Here is a 17,647-nt window from a genome sequence, read left to right on the forward strand (position 1 = left end):
CTATTGAGGAAGACTTATTTTACCCATACAAACTGCGGGAGAGTCTTTTATTTGGCTGGCATTATCTTTGTCCCCAACTAAAGTTTCATTAGCTAAAAGAGCAAATAAAACAGCTTCTTTGGCATCAGGATCTATTCCTAGGTTTTCGAATGAAGATACAGTATACATCGGTAATCCCTCTTTGATTTTACTTAGCAATAAAGGGTTATGTAAGCCTCCACCACTGATATAGATATGAACATTTGACAAACTCATGGATTGTTTTTTTATCGCATCTATAATGGTTGTTGCGGTAAACTGATTTAAAGTGGCCATGATATCTTCTGGTTTAATATCGATCACTCCCGATTGCTCTTGACATGTTTTCAAATAAGTCAAATTAAAAAGCTCTGGTCCGGTAGTCTTTGGAAAAGAATCTTGTAAAAAGGGCTCTTGTAATAATTGTGCCAATAGGGGTTGATTGATAATTCCTTTTTTCGCAATTAAGGCATCTCTATCCATTTCCACATCAAAGTTCTCTTTTGCAAATTGATTCATAATGGTATTGCCAGGCCCTATATCTGTTGCAAAAGCTTGTAATTCGCTCTGATGATTGGGAATAAATGTATAATTAGCGATACCCCCTATATTCAATAAAAATCTATTTTCTGTAGCATGAGAGAATAACAAATAATCTCCATAAGCGGCCAATGGAGCTCCCTCTCCTCCTGCAGCGATATGTTTTTGTCTAAAATCAGAAAGTGTAATAATTCCAGTTTTTACTGCAATATGGTCAGCATCTCCAATCTGCAAAGTACTGTTAGGCATTCGTGTATCCTTTGTCAGACTTTGAGGAGCATGATAAACGGTCTGTCCATGACTGGCAATACAATCTATTTGACTGTTGGGTATTTTCCAGTCTTTTAGCGCTTGATTAATGAGTTCTGCATGTATATTCCCTATATACGCATGAAGTCCACACAAGAGTTGTTGATCGATATTCCTTTTTGCAAAGACACCTCTAACATAACTTCTAAACGCATCTTCATAGTCCATCGTTACAAAGCGGTCAAGACTTATTTGGGTAGATTTTCCACTTTTACTTATTTTACAAAGTGCAATATCCAGTCCATCTAAAGATGTTCCAGACATTAAGCCGATAATGAATCGGCTATCTTTTTTTGAGATTTGGTAAAGTTTTTCGATCATCGCATTCATCTGTTAAAAATAGGTACAAAATGTGATACAATACACAAGATTTTTGGGATATAAATTTATTTTGTAACTTCATCCCGTAATTAATTATACGATAAAAAAAGTAAAAATGAATTTTCCAGCAGAATTAAAATACACGAAAGACCACGAATGGATTCGTGTTGAAGGTAATGAGGCAGTTATTGGTATTACTGACTTCGCACAACGTGAGTTAGGTGATATCGTTTTTGTAGATATCAATACTATAGGTGAAGAAGTTGCTGCCAACGAAATCTTTGGAACGATCGAAGCTGTAAAAACAGTTTCTGATTTATTCATTCCAGTTACAGCAACCGTATTGGCTGTAAACGAAGCAATTGACGCGTCACCAGAATTAGTAAACTCAGATCCTTACGGAGAAGGTTGGATTATTCGTATTAAATTGAATAATGCAGCAGATGTTGATGCTTTATTAACTGCTGATCAATATAAAGAAGAAATCAACGCGTAATTTTAATACTTACGTTCAATAAAACCAAGAAGGGGCCATCTATAGACGGCCCCTTCTTGGTTTTATTGAATGACTAATGTTGTTGTTACATCAAAAGTATCATTTTTGATTTTGCTTTCTATGGTTGCTGATTGGAGATAATGAGTCTTAGGACTCAAAAAATACTGGCCTGCAACAGTGCCGATAGATTTTCCTTCAGCCATTATATTCCCTTCGCAGTGAATCAATATTCCTTCTGGAGCAATACTTTTAAGTGTATAAGTCTGTTCTATTTGCCCTAAATTCTCATTATTATTTGTAGCTTTCCACTGATCTCCAACTTTAAGCGCATAGTTAGGATATTCAACAGAAGCTTCTTTGAAGAAATTTGGATCAAAAAAGCCATTTCCTTCAGGTAAATTTTCGACAGCAGTCACTTTACCATTTAAATTCATAATAGACACAACGGGTTTTTCAAAAAGAGTTTTAAGTTTTTCATGGATTTGTTTTGAAAATTCATTAGTATCTGGATGCTTAGAATCATAATTAATGGTCATCATTCCGACATTCATCTCTAGGAGCATTTCCGTATATTTTGTTGAATACGTTAGGGTGCTATCAGTTACCGCAGTATTGGTTGTTGTCGATATTGTTGTTGCTTCAATGATTGAACTTTCAGAACCGGCATTGACATCTATGGTCATATGCACTTTTTGTGGAACCGGATTGTTGAGATCTGGTTTTAGCTTTAATAAAATTTTTTGTTGAGCGACCGAGATAGAAATAATAAAAAAGGTCAATAAGGCTGCTGATAATGTCTTGATCATAATTAATAGGTTTATAGATCACTAAAATATAAAAGTCCTTTGGTAATGCCAAAGGACTTTTATGAATGAAAGAATTAAATTCTTTTTTATTTTTTTATGTATGCTACTTCTTTTACCGCTTTCACAACTTTAGCAACACTTGGAAGAGCTGCTTCAATTAAAGTTGCTGCGTATGGAAGAGGTACATCTGCTGCTGTAATACGAACAATTGGAGCATCTAAATAATCAAAGGCATTCCGTTGTACCGCATAGGTTATTTCTGAAGAAATAGAAGCCAATGGCCATGCTTCTTCTACAATTACCAATCGATTTGTTTTCTTAACAGATTCAATAATAGCAGGGAAGTCAATTGGACGAACAGAACGTAAGTCAATTACTTCTACATTGATACCTTCTTTTGTTAATTCTTCAACTGCAGGTAATACTACGCGAGGCACCATTTTACCAAAAGATACAATGGTAACATCTGTACCTTCTTTAACGATATTCGCTTTTCCGATAGGTAAGTAATATTCTTCTTCTGGTACCTGTCCTTTATCACCATACATCACCTCTGATTCCATGAAAATTACAGGATCTGGATCTATGATAGCTGATTTTAATAAACCTTTAGCATCATAAGGGTTTGAAGGAACCACAACCTTTAATCCAGGTGTATTGGCGTACCAGTTTTCAAAATTCTGAGAGTGTTGCGCTCCCAATTGTCCAGCATTACCCGTTGGACCACGGAAAACCATTGGAATTGAGAATTGGCCTCCACTCATCGAACGAATCTTAGCTGCAGCGTTGATGACCTGATCAATGGCAACTAAAGAAAAGTTGAATGTCATGAATTCAACAATTGGTTTTAAACCATTCATCGCAGCACCTACTGCGATACCAGCAAAACCCAATTCTGCAATAGGCGTGTCTATCACACGTTTAGCTCCGAATTCATCCAGCATACCTTGGCTTACTTTGTAAGCACCATTGTATTCTGCAACTTCTTCTCCTAATAAAAATATTTTTTCGTCTTTACGCATTTCTTCGTTCATTGCTTCGCGAAGTGCTTCTCTGAATTGTATCTCTCTCATCAGTTGTAAAATAGTGTCAAATTTTAGATTACAAATCTACTATTTATTATTGATATTTTGAAGTTCATGTACCTCAAAATATGAGGGTTTATGTCACTTTTTAATAACAGGATGGCAAAAACGGCAATATGAATTCAAAACTAGACATGATAAATTTCATCTAATATTTGCAAAAGAACAGCGTTACTATTCTGAATTGCTAAAGGAATATTCCATAAGGCACGATTGCGTTTTTCCACATAGTTCGAGATTCCTCTTAGCTGTATAGCCTGGATATTCTCTTGCTTGGCAACTAAAAACACCGCGGCTCCTTCCATTGATTCTGTAAGAACTTCGGGTATTTGTGCCAATAATTTTTGAATTTCATATTGATTCCCGTGAACCTTATTGACGGTTATTCCTAATCCAGATGGAAAATTCTGGATCACTTTTCGAATCTTAGGTGATTGTATCGCGTTATAACGTGCTGTTCCAAATCCAAGCTCGTCTATCGATATAAATTGATCATTATCCTCAGCTCCCAGCTCTGAAAAAACTTCTTGATCAATAGATACCACAGCACCTATAGGTATTGCACGATTAAAACAACCACCTATGCCTATATTTATGATTAACTCATAGTCGTTTTTCGCGAGATGTTTCCCTAAATGATAAGCCGTCTGTGTCATACCAACAGAGGTGATTAAATAATCGGTATGCGGATAGTTATTTTTTAGATTAATATAAGGTTGAATTTCGAAATCTGTAGCAGCTACTATTAGTGTTTTCATGTTTGAGAAGCTTTGTACAATAATAATAATTATTTACGCAAATATGATTGTAATCCTATGGACGAAAGTAATAATTATGGTTGCAAAGACGTATCTTTGCGTTATTATGGTATATATCACTCGTCGTGAGCGTTTTTGCGCTGCACATAAGCTTTACCGAGAAGATTGGAGTTTGGAACAAAACAAAGATGTTTTTGGCAACTGTTCGAATGTTAACTGGCATGGTCATAATTATGATTTATTTGTAACAGTCAAAGGTGAGGTAAATCCGACTACAGGCTTCTTGATTGACTTGAAATTGATGAAGAGCATCATTTTAGAAAATATCATAGATAAGGTCGATCATAAAAATATCAACCTCGATGTCGATTTTATGAAAGATAAGATGGCTTCAACAGAAAATATTGCAATTGAAATATTCCGTGTTTTGAAACCATTATTTGAAGAGCAACACGTGCAATTGCATTCCATTCGTCTTCACGAAACAGAAAATAATTACGTCGAATATTTTGGCGACTAATCTTATACACTAATTTATTTAATAATTATGAGTAATCACTCATTTGAAGAAGAAGAGTTAGACGGCTACGTTAAAATCGATCAATATAATAAAGAAAAGGTCGATCGTATAGCAGCACATTATACAGATATTTTAGAATGTCTAGGTGAAAATCCAAATCGCGAAGGGCTATTGAAAACACCGGAGCGTGTAGCAAAAGCTTTTCAATTTTTAACGCATGGATACGATATCGATCCAGCTAAAGTATTGCAGGGTGCAATGTTTGAGGAAGACTATAGCCAAATGGTTGTCGTAAAAGATATCGAAGTGTATTCGATGTGTGAGCATCACATGTTACCTTTCTTTGGCAAAGCACACATTGCCTATATTCCAAATGGTCATATCGTGGGACTAAGCAAGATTCCTCGTGTCGTTGATATTTTTGCTCGGAGGCTGCAAGTACAGGAGCGTTTGACGAATGAAATTCGGGATTGTATTCAAGAAACTTTAGGAGCGAAAGGTGTAGCTGTAGTGATGGAATGTAAACATATGTGCATGGCGATGCGCGGAATTCAAAAACAAAATTCTGTCACAACTACATCTGCTTTTACAGGTGCGTTTCAAAACGATGTAACACGGTCAGAATTCTTAAGACTGATCACAGCAAAATTAACGTAATTCAATAAAATTCAATAAAAATTTGAGTCCAACTTTTGTAGAAAGGTTGGACTTTTTTTTCTTTAGGATTAAACCTTTTTAAAAAATAGTAATCTTAGAAAAGTGTTTTTCTGATAAATGAAGACAGGTGGCTCTTTTTTGATGATATTTGTTGAAAGATTAATTGTCTGTATATCAGATGTTTAATTTTTATTTTTTCTAAATATAAATCATGTTCAGTAATTTTGTTGTTATGGACATTTGTAATGAGCAATTAGAATCCTACTTAGTCGACACATGTGATGAAGAATCTTCTTTGCTTAAAAGTGTCAATAGGGAAACTTATCTAAGGGAAACGATGCCACATATGTTGTCTGGCCATTATCAAGGAAGAGTGCTTGCAATGTTGAGTAAATTGGTAAATCCAAGTTCGATTTTGGAAATTGGTACGTTTACAGGATATGCGACACTTTGTCTCGCAGAGGGGCTGTGTAAAGGTGGCGTGTTACACACAATTGACATCAATGCTGAACAAGAAGAACGTGTTCAGGATTACTTTGATCAATCAGACTATGCAACACAAATTAAGTATCACATTGGTGATGCCGCGGAAGTTATTCCAACGATTGAAGGCAACTTTGATCTTGTTTTTATAGATGCAGATAAAAAGCGGAATCATTATTATTACGAATTGATTCTAGATAAAGTCCCGTCTGGGGGACTGATTTTAATAGATAATGTCTTGTGGAAAGGCAAAGTATTAAATGAAAATCCAGACAACCAAACAAAGCAAATCATAGATTTGAATGGACAATTAGCTCAGGACCAGCGAATCGAAAAGGTTTTATTACCAATTCGAGATGGACTTTTTGTATTACGCAAGAAGTAATTAGTGAACTAAATGATTCTTTATGAATTTAAAAACATTAAAAAACTATGTTGTTGTATTCGTTTTGATCTTAAGTAGTTATTCTACTTTACTTGCTCAAAGCAATCAATTTTATATTGAAAAATACAGCCCCGTAGCACAAGAAATGATGCATGAACATGGTGTTCCTGCCTCCGTAATTTTAGCGATTGCTATGCACGAAAGTGGAAATGGTAAAAGCAGGATTGCAAAAAATCTAAATAATCACTTCGGTATTAAAGGAAAAAATAATAGCAAAGTGATTCATTCAGCATATAAAGGTTATAAATCAGTTCTTGATTCTTATAATGACTTTATATCAATAGTCAAACGAAAGAAAACGACCAGCTCGCTTTTCGAAGAAAAGCGAGGAGAAGGCTACAGAGCTTGGGTCGGTGCTTTAGCAAAAGCTGGATATTCAACAACAAAAGATTGGTCTGCCAAAGTAATCAGAACAATTGAAATGTACAATTTGGATAGTTATGACGACAATTCTTCAAGCAATTCCAAAAGACTTTCCTCTATAAAATAACTCCTCCTCCACAAATGAAGAAACTTGCCTTTATACTATTTGCTTTTACAATTATATTTAGCTCATGCTCCTCCAAAAAAAGTACTATAAATAAAGGGAGTTCACATCAAAGTTCAAACTCCAACACGAAACCCAATAAATCAAAACCATCTGCGTCTGGTAATGATTATGTCGAGAAGTATAAAGGAATTGCTATATCAGAAATGAATAAGTATGGTATTCCTGCAAGTATTAAATTGGCACAAGCATTACTAGAATCGGGTAATGGAAATAGTTTTCTGGCTACTGAAGCGAATAATCATTTTGGTATAAAATGTGGCGGCGTTTGGAAAGGGAAATCAATTACACGCCCAGACGATAAGATTGATGACTGCTTTAGAGTATATGACAACCCAGAACAGTCTTTTCGAGATCATTCCGAGTTTTTACTTCGTAAACGTTATTCTGATTTGTTTTCATTAGATAAAAACGATTACAAAGGTTGGGCAAAGGGGTTGAAGGCTGCGGGTTATGCAACAAATCCGAAATATCCCGATTTACTGATTGATATGATTGAGAGATACGAACTTTACAAGTATGATCGTACAGAAACAGTTGTAGAGAAGGAAAAAAGAGAGGTAGTCGTTGAAAAAGAAATTGTTCAAAATACTGTGGAAACACCTCCTGCTGTTAAGACAGAGCAAATTAAAAGTCCTGTCGCCATGCGTATTCATGAAGTGAAGGCAAAAGAAACGGTATACTCTTTAAGTAAATTATATGGTATTACTGTTGATCAACTAACAGAATTGAATGGGTTGACAGACACAAACTTAGCCATTGGACAGCTATTGGTGATTTCGAAGTAAACATCAAAAGATGTTAAATATTTCTCTTTTGACAACCTAAAACGTAGTTTTACGAGAGTGAAAACTCTGAAAAATATCTTTATACTAATTCTTTTGCTTGCGATGGCTCCTATAGCTTTTGCACAAAAGAAAATAGAGGGTATTGTTTCCGATCAACATACCAAACAAAGAATATCTACTGTTTCAATAAGAAATACAAGAACCAAATCCATGGTTTTTAATAATACAAAAGGAGAATTTTCTATTTTTGCGGAAACTGGTGATACACTTATTGCGACTTCGAAGGAATATTTTGCAGATACCTTACTTGTTAAAAATACAAATGTTATTTTGTTTCATTTGAGGCGGGAGTCTATTTATATAGATGAAGTCTCTGTTGTCGCTAAAAAAGATCCGGATGAAATATTGAAAAATGCGAGAATTGATTATGAAAAAGCTTTCCGGTTGTCAGAACCAGGAGATTTGTTCTCTGTGGGACAGAATGGGGCAGGACTAAGCATCAATTCAATTTATAGTCTTTTTAGTAGGGAGGCGAAAAATGCAAAAAGACTGAAAAAAATAATAGAGAATGATTATAAGGATAATATTGTCGATTATAAGTTTTCAGAACAATTGGTTAGTCGCACAACGGGACTAACGGGTGACGAGTTAAATAAATTTAGAAGAATTTTTAGACCAAATTACTTTTTTATCGTCAGTTGTAATCAATATGAACTGACAAATTATATTAAAGAATGCTATCAGAAATATCAAAAGAATCCTTCTCATTATTTTATTGAGCCATTACCAACAATAAATCATAAATTAGTACCTTAATTAAGAAAAGAAAAAAGCGTTGCTTGATATGAAGTTACAATCCTTATTTGCCTTATTAATTCTAGGCCTATCTTGTGGAACACTCCAAGCTCAGGTCAATTTGAAAGATCTAAGAGTTAAACCAGATTCTGTTATTTCAGACAGTAAACAAGAAAATATTTCATTAAAAAATATTCGTCCTATTGTCCCAAAATTAGATTTGGAAGTTGATTATTGGAAACATTGGACTAGGTTTGGTATCATGGCCAATCAGGCGTATTTCAATGAAGATTGGACGGGTGGTGGAGTAAATTCATTAGCATTAGGATTTAATATTTACCATAAATCCGACTATACCCGAGATAATTTTAATTTCGTAACAGAGTTGGATCTGAAATATGGGAAAGTGAAAAACCGAGATCAGTTGGCTAAAAAGAGTAATGACCGCATATTTTGGGATAATAAGGTTTCATATAAACTTTCAAAAAATTGGTCCTTATTTACTTCTCTCACCTTTGAATCACAATTTGATGTAGGTTATACTTATGGGGCTAAAGATGGACGAGATACGATATCAGCTACTGTTTCTGCTTTTATGGCTCCAGGCTATTTGACAGAGTCTCTGGGTCTTGAGTATAAACCAAGTAATGAGTTTTCTTTAAGATTAGGTACAGGCACTGCAAGACAAACATTTATTTTAGATGACCGTATCAAACCGTTGACGATAGAAGAATATAGCCGTAAATATCCAGATCGCGATCCAATAGTGAAGGATCAAGAACAATATGGAGTTGAGGCAGGAAAAATGTTTAAAAATGATTTAGCTTTTCAGATAACCGCTAATTTAGATAAAAACATTACTAAAAATTTGAATATAAAAAGTAGATACAATCTCTTTGCTAATTATAATAAGATAAACGATCCAGCTCATCGATTAGATTTAACCTTAACAGCTAAAGTGACTTCATTAGTCAATGTATCACTCAATGGTATCGTTGTTTATGACTCAGATGTCGTAGCTCGCGTACAGGCAAGTGAAAGTTTAGCTTTGGGAATAACATACAGTTTGCCAAGATAATGACCTTAAAGTATCTTATTTGCAGCCTACTGGTGCTTTGTGGGATCGGTTCTTTTACCTCCTGTAAAACGAAATCAAACACGACAAAAAATTTGACCAAACAAGCAATAGTTGCTCCTGTCAAAGTGGACACGATCATTAAAACGGTTATCATCCACGATACGATTCCGAAATTAAGTGTCGGCGAAAGTAAGGTATGGACATTGGGCAAGGCCGGTATACATGCAGGCATACGTCAGGAAACAGCTATACACTATGATATTCGTAAGCCAAATTATGTTATTATCCACCATACTTCACAAAATAGTATCGACCAAACCATTCGTACCTTTCAGATTGAGCACACCAAAGTGAGTTCGCATTATGTCATAGGGCGTGATGGAACGACTATACAGATGTTGAATGATTATGTGCGGAGCTGGCATGCAGGTGTCTCCAAATGGGGCACACTTACAGATATGAATTCGATTTCTATTGGTATTGAGTTAGATAATAATGGAGAGGAAGCATTTCCTCAAGTTCAAATTGAGGCTTTAATGGTCTTATTAGATACCCTGAAAACGAATTATGGTATCCCTACAGCTAACTTTATCGGTCATGGTGATGTTGCTCCTGCAAGGAAAAATGATCCAAGCAGTTATTTTCCATGGAAACAATTAGCCGATAGAGGATTCGGTATTTGGTATAATCCTGGAGAACTAGTAACTCCTCCGGACAACTTTAATGCTATTGATGCATTAAAGATTATAGGTTATGATACGAGTAATTTGAAAGCCGCGATTATCGCATTTAAAAGAAAGTTTATCATCAATGATGTGAGTCCTACGCTAACCCCCTATGATAAGAGCATATTATATAATCTGTATCAAAAATATTAAAGCTATTCTGAGGAATGGCTTTTTTTACGTCCCAACATTTCGATTAGAAAAGCAAGTAGCATAACGAATACACAGCCGATCACATTAAGCCATAGAAAGGCTATGAGATCCATTTTCCAAATCACAAAAATAAAGACCTCGGTTAAGATTGCCGCATAGAAGACTGCCTTTCCGCCTATCTTTTTCATATAAAATGCTACGATAAAAATACCTAAGATCGTACCATAGAATAGCGAACCTAAAATGTTGACCGCTTCGAGTAAATTACCAAGTTTACTTGCAAATAAAGCAATTGCTATAGAGAATATACCCCAGAATAAAGTCAATATTCTAGACCAGAAAAGATCTTGTTGCTCTGTAGAATTCTTGTTGATAAACCTTTTATAAATATCAACAGTGCTTGTAGAGGCCAAGGAATTAAGAGCGCTTGCTGTTGAACCCATAGAGGCGAGAAAGATAACGGCAATAAGAAGTCCAATTAGACCTTTTGGAAAAGTGCTCTTAACAAACGATAAGAATATATAGTTGTTATCATTCGTTTCAGCTTCTGGGTTATTTTTCTTGATTAATGCGATGACTTCACTTCTAATGTCATTTAGTTTATCGTCCGAATGCTTGATTGCTATTTTTGTTGCATCAATAGTAGATTGATTACCCGCATCAATTGCTGCAGTTAGTCGATTGATCGTTACCTTTTTTTCATTCGTAAGCAGTAGATGCTTCTGCTCTAGAGCATCATAAGAGCTGCTGTATTCACTTTGTTTTAATTTGTCTAGCTCAGTTTGATTGAAAAAAATAGGGGGACTGTGGTATTGATAATACACAAAAACAAGAACCCCAATCAAGAGGATACAGAATTGCATGGGTATCTTCAATAATCCGTTCATCAAGAGACCTAACCTGCTTTCCTTTATGGATGACCCAGTTAAGTATCGACCAACTTGACTTTGATCCGTTCCAAAATAAGAAAGCTGTAAGAAAAAACCACCGATAATACCTGTCCATACGGTATATTGATTGTTGAGGTCAAATGTAAAATCTATGGCATTCGTCTTCCCTGATTTTCCAGCAATGTGGAGCGCCTTATATAAACCAATATCTGCAGGTAAAAGTTGTACGACAAGTATTCCTGCAACTAAAAGGGCTCCAAAAATAATGCTCATCTGCAACATCTGTGTATGTGATACCGCTTTAGTACCGCCATATGTCGTATAAATGACTACGACACTTCCAATTAATAGCGTTGTGGTCGTTAGATTGATGTGTAAGATACTCGCAATAATCAAGGCTGGAGCAAAAATACTGATACCTGTTGATACTCCTCGTTGAATGAGGAATAAGAAAGCCGTGAGCCCTCTAGTTCGAATATCAAATCTTTGTTCTAGGAATTCGTAAGCTGTAAAAACACGGAGTTTATGAAAGATAGGAACAAAAGTAATACAGAGAACAATCATGGCCAAAGGAAGGCCAAAATAGAATTGAACAAAGCTCATCCCTGAACTATAAGCAAGTCCGGGAGCGGAAAGAAAGGTGATGGCACTTGCTTGAGTAGCCATCACCGAAAGTCCGACATGATACCAAGGCAAAGATTGATTGCCAAGTAGATATCCGTCAATATTTTTAATCCCCCTACTTTTGTATACGCCATAAAGGACAATCAACAAAAGAGTAAGGATAAGGACTACCCAATCTATTGTACTCATGAAAAGTATTCCGTGAATAAATAGAGCAATAGTATGACCACGATAAGGCTAAGCGCTACAAGAATATAAAAGCGTTTCCACCTTCGGTCTAAGGGAGTTATATCCCTATCTGTCATGTGGTTTTTGAGCGTAAAGAAAGCTGTTGAAAAAGATAGCAATAATTAATCCTATAACAGCTCCTCCTATAATACTTAAAAATGTTTCGTTTGCAGCGAATGAAATTAAAGCCCCAAATATCACACCGATTAATACGATTAATCCTTTTGGATTAGGTGTACATGAGCTGTTTTCAACTTGATTTTCCATTATATTATATGTTTATTATATGTTTTATTTTGATTTTGATAACAAATTTACAAATAATCTGTAAGCTCCAGGAACTCCAGCAGGCAATTGTCTGAAAAATGACAATGATGTATAGACAAATTTACCACTTCCATAGTTAGCAATCAAGAGTGACCCTTTATGAAGAGGTTCATTTTTATCCTGTATTTGTATCGGTGTTTGATATTGATTATCAATGTTCTCCGCAAAGTACAGCCCCCGCTCTTGTACCCAATGGTCAAAATCTGCCGAGGAAATTTTATTGGGGTAATTGAATATAGGGTTTTTTTGATCAAAATGTACTTCTGCGAGTTCTTCTGTTACTCTGCTTCTGCCGATGCTGAAAGGGTATGGTCCAAATTGATTAGAAATTAATTTGCTGTCAACATTATATTGTTCAATTACAGTTCCTCCATTTTTAACGTATTCCATTAGTCGAGGACTTATTTGCGACATCGATTTTAAGACATTAAAAGCTCTAATTCCTACAATAATAGCATCAAATCGCTTTAGATCTTGGTGTAATGCTTGTGTTTCTGTAAGCATCTCTACCCCTATTCCTATCGCTTTTAAAGATTCTGGAATAAGATCGCCTGCACCAGCTAAATAACCAACTTTTTTAATAGGTACCTGTAACTGGAGGTTACTTATTTTGACGGTTAAATCAGGAAACCAAGTAATTGTAGGGATATGGTTGTAGTTAATCTCGCGATTGATTTTGACTTTTTCTTGATTGGAAAATTGAAAAGAAAGGGTATCTAATCGGGTTTCTTTTGTTAAAGCTTGAATCGTAAGTTCTTGAGTAATATGTTGATGCGTATCGGTGAAATTCAATGTAAAATCAGCGGGTGTGATTTTCCAATTTGCATTTAAAATAGGAGTAATCGTTTCACTTATATTTTTTGAATTACTCTGATTTTCAAAAGTGAAAGTTATTTTTTGTGAAGTACTGTTTGGACTTAACAAAACAGTTTGGTCCGCGTCTCCTGTTACTTTGGGAGACACAGCAATTGGATTATATATTTCACCTCTTACAGGATCTGTAAATTTATATTGAATAGGTTTTTTATACTGTAACGACTCACCATTGATCAGCAAGTCAAAATTGACAGCAGGGTAATCTTGATTTTCAGGATATCCTGTTTTGTTAAAATCAGAAAAATGAAATCGACCAATACTATTCGGCTCATTAAGCCAATAAGGTTGACTAAAATGGGTTGCGCTATCGACCGTTTGAAAACTTGTTAAAGCATTGTTATCTAGTTTTTGATCTATTTGCTGTTGATTTATTTTAGAAACTAAAATAGAGACATCGTCTGATCTTACTATCAATTGATTGAGTACTTTTATGTCATCTCCTTCAGCATAATGGCTTTGATCAGCAATACTTTCTATTCGTATTCCTGCACAAGCAACTATTAAATCTTTAATTTCTGTAGACTTTTGACTTTTCCAATAGGGATCATCGATCTGATTAACTAAACGCAATACCTCAAATAGCTTTGAAATAGATTTCTCAGGATGATTGAGTTGATAAGAAGTATTTATTTCTTTTATCATTTTACTGATGGTTGGACCATTCTGTATTTTTGACCAAGTCAAATCTATTTCTTCAAAAGGGTTGTGCTGCGCTGGTTTTCCGGCTACAAACTCAAAATACTCTTTGGCTTTACCAACTTGTGCTGCACTACCAAAACCTTGACTTTTGTGCGAAGAGCGACTTTGTGCGGCTATTTCGCCATAAGATTGACCAATTAAAGGATTATACTGACCAATTTCTACCTGAAGTTGATTCTCATTGGTTGTGTTTTGATTACCAAAGTTGAATGTATTCCAAACGAGACGAGTCGCTTGCCAAGGTTGGACAAGTTTTAATTGTTCTGGAAATTTTGTAGGATCTGCAGCTGCAAGAAATGCTTCATGTGCTAATATGGCAGATGCTTGATGGTGACCATGACCAGCTCTCGCATCTGGAGGAAACCGAGTGATAATGACATCTGGTTGGAATTTACGAATAATCCATACCGCTTCTCTCAACACTTGATCTTTCTCCCAAAATTGAAACGTTTCTTCAGAGGTTTTAGAAAAGCCAAAATCAAAAGCTGATGTAAAAAACTGTTCTCCTTGATCGATCCTTCGAGCAGCTAAAAGCTCCTGTGTTCTGATGAGCCCGAGTTCTATTCCCTGTTCAGTACCGATTAAATTTTGACCACCATCTCCTCGAGTCAAAGATAAATATCCAGTTCTATAATGCTTTTCTTGTGCTAACCAAGCAATCAATTTGGTGTTTTCATCATCTGGATGAGCTGCAAAATATAAAACTGATCCAAGTACATCTAATTTTTCTAATTTTGATTTTATAATAGAACTATTCCAACTAGTTGCAGATTGTTGCGCTTGAGCCTGAGAAACAAATGCCGAAAAAAGGAGCATATTGCTGAGGAGAATTGATTTTAACATACATTAAAGGTAATTAATATTGTGATTAAATAAAAAACGGAAATCCTTTTGCAAGCATTTCCGTTTTTAACAATTAAAATATTTTTTTAAATACTATCCTTCTTTAGTTTGATGTTTGGATAGCAACCTCATTATTGGTAACCTTTAATATGCATAAAGATAGTATAATCTTTATGCAAGAATAGCATTAATTTAAAAACAAGTTTTCCACAAAAACAGGGTTTTAAACATTTGCGGCTAAAAATTTATACCAAATGATAAAAATAATTATTTTAACCCGTTGGGAGTAATTATTTGAAGTAAAATAAATCGCCCAAACCAAGTAATGACGGGGATTAACTGGAGACCAAATTGGGACCAATTCCTACCTGTGAGCACAATGAGAGCACGGTGCGTGCACCGTGAGTCCACCTTTTACTGTACTCACACGGCGCTCCCACCCTACAGGCAAGGTACTCACAGTCCAGAGTTGGTCCCAATTTGGTTTTAATTTGATCCCTGGGACATCTCTAACCGTTTATCGAGATTGAGATGTTCATCCATAACACTTCATCTATTCTCAAATAAAAGCGAAATCACCCGAAAAGGTGGACAAACAATTTAATTACACCCAACGGATTTATTTTAAATGTTTTATATGCAAGATTTATTTATCGATCGATCCTAAAACACGCTTCATAAACATGTTTAGTGCCTCCTTTTTGCTATTTCCTTCTTTTACTAATTTATGAACCTCAACAGCACCATGCAGGTTAGAAAGTAATTCACCAATAACGTCTAATTCTTCATCCTTTAAAGGAGCTTCTACCAAAGATTCTAACGTCTCAATGGTTTCCAGTACATAGTCAAGGTCGTTTTGTTCGATAAACTCAGTGATATGTTTAATTACTGGAAGCTTCATTGAATAAGTCGATTAATGCGTCAAATTTATTTGTTTGTACTTGATTTACTAGTTTTCCGTTTTTAAAAGCGGCAAAAGTAGGTAAGTTATTTACGTTTGCTAGTTTTCTAGATTCTGGAAATTTTTCTGCATCAGCAATTACGAAAGCTACATTTTCATTTTCTGTTGCTAATTTTTTGAATTTTGGTTTCATAATTTTGCAGTTACCACACCAAGTAGCCGCATATTGAACCATTACAATATCATTATCATTTACAATTTCTTGTAAATTATCATTATCTAATTCTTTTAACATGATTTTTGTTGTTTATTTCTTAAGAAAGATGAATAGACAAAGGGGATAAGGATTCACCCCCTTTGTTAAAGGCTTTTGTAAGCCTTATCGTTTTATTTTTGACCAGCTAAGTAACTAGCAACACCATCACGAGTTGCATTCATAGCGTCTTTTCCTTCTTCCCAGTTAGCAGGACATACTTCACCGAATTTTTGAACATGTGCATATGCATCGATCAAACGTAAATATTCTTTTACATTACGACCTAGAGGCATATCGTTTACAGATTCGTGGAATACACGACCAGTTTCGTCAATTAGATAAGTTGCTCTATAAGAAACTGCAGAACCTTCTACTAAAGTACCATATTCAGGATGCTCTATTTCTTTGATATCCAAAATACCCAATACAGAAGATAGATTGCGTGTTGTATCAGCTAAAATTGGGTAAGTTACACCTTCAATACCACCATTATCTTTTTCTGTGTTTAACCAAGCGAAGTGAACTTCATTTGTATCGCACGATGCACCAATAACGATTGTATTACGTTTCTCGAATTCAGGTAAAGCCTCTTGAAAAGCGTGTAATTCTGTAGGACATACAAAAGTGAAATCTTTTGGATACCAGAATAAGACTACTTTTTTACTTTCTTTAACTGCTTTTTCGAAGACGTTGATTTGTAAATTGTCGCCTAAATAATCGATTGCATCTACTGTAATGCTTGGAAAACTTTTACCTGTAAAACTCATAATATATCTTTCTATTTTGTTGGCACAAAGATACCGCAAAATTGGGTAAAAACGAATTGATTTTATCAATGACACATTGTAAAAATCTATTTTTACATTGGTGCTACAATAAATTTTATCGATGCTGTTTTTCTTGATTTTATTTTTGGATATATGGGACAAATTGATACCTTTGCAGCACTCCAAAAGAAGGTTGAGGTATGTAAATCTTAATGCTTTAGGATTCAATAAATTATACTGGGGGGGTTCCAGAGCGGTCAAATGGGACGGACTGTAAATCCGTTACTTCGGTTTCGAAGGTTCGAATCCTTCTCCCCCCACAGTATTTTTTCTCTTCAATTTTTTCATTAACATTTAAAATAAGTTTGGGATTGCGCAATATATTTGAAATATTTGCACATACAATGATGGCCCTGTAGTTCAACGGATAGAATAGGTGTTTCCTAAACATTAGATAGCAGTTCGATTCTGCTTGGGGCTACAAATTTTACATGAACAAAAAAATCCTATCACGTAGGATTTTTTTGTGCCAATAAAAACCAAATTACTTCATGTTATCTCGACCTGAGATATCAACATATAAAAAGCAGTCTTACGATAGCAGTCTATTTGATCACTACATTTCGTTAATTTTCTAAGAAGTAAGGAATATAGTTGAGCAGATTAATTCATCTAACTAAAGTAGCCTGACAAGATTACTTTAGGTTATATT

Annotated in this window: 19 protein-coding genes and 2 tRNA genes; 11 read left to right on the plus strand and 10 right to left on the minus strand. The window is 35.1% G+C overall.

What is annotated here, in order from left to right:
* Nucleotides 1-1,188 (minus strand): anhydro-N-acetylmuramic acid kinase, encoded by a 1,188-nt coding sequence (locus LZQ00_RS16015; RefSeq protein ID WP_317259284.1) that lies wholly within the window; start codon nt 1,186-1,188, stop codon nt 1-3.
* Nucleotides 1,189-1,303: 115 nt separating this feature from the next.
* On the opposite strand from LZQ00_RS16015, the gene gcvH reads away from it, so the two are divergent.
* A complete protein-coding gene (gcvH, locus tag LZQ00_RS16020; RefSeq protein ID WP_234510268.1) occupies nt 1,304-1,684 on the plus strand; it encodes a glycine cleavage system protein GcvH in 381 nt (126 codons plus the stop codon).
* 62 nt (nt 1,685-1,746) lie between these two features.
* Here gcvH and LZQ00_RS16025 read toward each other — a convergent pair whose 3' ends face one another.
* From LZQ00_RS16025 to mqnB, 3 genes are all read right to left on the minus strand, one after another.
* Nucleotides 1,747-2,490, minus strand: coding sequence for a DUF6263 family protein (locus LZQ00_RS16025; RefSeq protein WP_234510269.1), 744 nt, complete (start codon nt 2,488-2,490; stop codon nt 1,747-1,749).
* Between the two features lie 86 nt (nt 2,491-2,576).
* Complete coding sequence (locus tag LZQ00_RS16030) at nt 2,577-3,563, minus strand: pyruvate dehydrogenase complex E1 component subunit beta (protein WP_234510270.1); 987 nt, start codon at nt 3,561-3,563, stop codon at nt 2,577-2,579.
* 140 nt (nt 3,564-3,703) lie between these two features.
* Entirely contained in the window at nt 3,704-4,333 is a 630-nt protein-coding gene (gene mqnB / locus LZQ00_RS16035; protein ID WP_234510271.1) for a futalosine hydrolase, read from the minus strand.
* A 106-nt stretch (nt 4,334-4,439) separates the two neighbouring features.
* Here mqnB and LZQ00_RS16040 point away from each other — a divergent pair, with 106 nt between their 5' ends.
* The 8 genes from LZQ00_RS16040 to LZQ00_RS16075 all read left to right on the plus strand — a co-directional run bounded on the left by LZQ00_RS16040 (nt 4,440) and on the right by LZQ00_RS16075 (nt 10,524).
* On the plus strand, nt 4,440-4,853 hold the full coding sequence (locus tag LZQ00_RS16040) for a 6-pyruvoyl trahydropterin synthase family protein (protein ID WP_234510272.1): 414 nt from the start codon (nt 4,440-4,442) through the stop codon (nt 4,851-4,853).
* Between the two features lie 27 nt (nt 4,854-4,880).
* The gene (folE, locus tag LZQ00_RS16045; protein WP_234510273.1) at nt 4,881-5,510 is read left to right on the plus strand and encodes a GTP cyclohydrolase I FolE; all 630 of its coding nucleotides are present in this window, start codon (nt 4,881-4,883) and stop codon (nt 5,508-5,510) included.
* A 232-nt stretch (nt 5,511-5,742) separates the two neighbouring features.
* The gene (locus LZQ00_RS16050; protein ID WP_234514826.1) at nt 5,743-6,378 is read left to right on the plus strand and encodes an O-methyltransferase; all 636 of its coding nucleotides are present in this window, start codon (nt 5,743-5,745) and stop codon (nt 6,376-6,378) included.
* A gap of 22 nt (nt 6,379-6,400) precedes the next feature.
* Complete coding sequence (locus LZQ00_RS16055; protein WP_234510274.1) at nt 6,401-6,928, plus strand: glucosaminidase domain-containing protein; 528 nt, start codon at nt 6,401-6,403, stop codon at nt 6,926-6,928.
* 14 nt (nt 6,929-6,942) lie between these two features.
* Complete coding sequence (locus LZQ00_RS16060; protein WP_234510275.1) at nt 6,943-7,773, plus strand: glucosaminidase domain-containing protein; 831 nt, start codon at nt 6,943-6,945, stop codon at nt 7,771-7,773.
* Nucleotides 7,774-7,875: 102 nt separating this feature from the next.
* Entirely contained in the window at nt 7,876-8,589 is a 714-nt protein-coding gene (locus tag LZQ00_RS16065) for a hypothetical protein (RefSeq protein WP_234510276.1), read from the plus strand.
* A gap of 28 nt (nt 8,590-8,617) precedes the next feature.
* A complete protein-coding gene (locus LZQ00_RS16070; RefSeq protein WP_234510277.1) occupies nt 8,618-9,646 on the plus strand; it encodes a DUF3078 domain-containing protein in 1,029 nt (342 codons plus the stop codon).
* A 92-nt stretch (nt 9,647-9,738) separates the two neighbouring features.
* Nucleotides 9,739-10,524 carry an N-acetylmuramoyl-L-alanine amidase gene (locus LZQ00_RS16075; protein ID WP_234510278.1) on the plus strand — a complete coding sequence of 262 codons (786 nt, stop codon included), beginning with the start codon at nt 9,739-9,741 and terminating at the stop codon, nt 10,522-10,524.
* 2 nt (nt 10,525-10,526) lie between these two features.
* Here the strand turns inward: LZQ00_RS16075 and LZQ00_RS16080 are convergent, their stop codons facing one another.
* From LZQ00_RS16080 to LZQ00_RS16105, 6 genes are all read right to left on the minus strand, one after another.
* On the minus strand, nt 10,527-12,227 hold the full coding sequence (locus LZQ00_RS16080) for a sodium:solute symporter (RefSeq protein ID WP_234510279.1): 1,701 nt from the start codon (nt 12,225-12,227) through the stop codon (nt 10,527-10,529).
* A gap of 105 nt (nt 12,228-12,332) precedes the next feature.
* Nucleotides 12,333-12,533, minus strand: coding sequence for a hypothetical protein (locus LZQ00_RS16085; RefSeq protein ID WP_234510280.1), 201 nt, complete (start codon nt 12,531-12,533; stop codon nt 12,333-12,335).
* A 24-nt stretch (nt 12,534-12,557) separates the two neighbouring features.
* Nucleotides 12,558-15,011 carry a PIG-L family deacetylase gene (locus LZQ00_RS16090; RefSeq protein ID WP_234510281.1) on the minus strand — a complete coding sequence of 818 codons (2,454 nt, stop codon included), beginning with the start codon at nt 15,009-15,011 and terminating at the stop codon, nt 12,558-12,560.
* 646 nt (nt 15,012-15,657) lie between these two features.
* Nucleotides 15,658-15,912, minus strand: a complete 255-nt coding sequence (locus tag LZQ00_RS16095) for a DUF6952 family protein (protein WP_234510282.1) — start codon at nt 15,910-15,912, stop codon at nt 15,658-15,660.
* On the minus strand, nt 15,893-16,207 hold the full coding sequence (locus LZQ00_RS16100) for a thioredoxin family protein (protein ID WP_234510283.1): 315 nt from the start codon (nt 16,205-16,207) through the stop codon (nt 15,893-15,895). The genes LZQ00_RS16095 and LZQ00_RS16100 overlap by 20 nt, the downstream gene beginning before the upstream one ends.
* A gap of 92 nt (nt 16,208-16,299) precedes the next feature.
* Entirely contained in the window at nt 16,300-16,935 is a 636-nt protein-coding gene (locus tag LZQ00_RS16105) for a peroxiredoxin (protein ID WP_234510284.1), read from the minus strand.
* A gap of 239 nt (nt 16,936-17,174) precedes the next feature.
* Here LZQ00_RS16105 and LZQ00_RS16110 point away from each other — a divergent pair.
* Nucleotides 17,175-17,255 (plus strand) — tRNA-Tyr (locus LZQ00_RS16110).
* A gap of 89 nt (nt 17,256-17,344) precedes the next feature.
* Nucleotides 17,345-17,416: transfer RNA gene (locus tag LZQ00_RS16115), tRNA-Arg, on the plus strand.
* Nucleotides 17,417-17,647 lie beyond the last annotated feature (231 nt).

The organism is Sphingobacterium sp. SRCM116780, assembly GCF_021442025.1.
GTDB lineage: Bacteria > Bacteroidota > Bacteroidia > Sphingobacteriales > Sphingobacteriaceae > Sphingobacterium.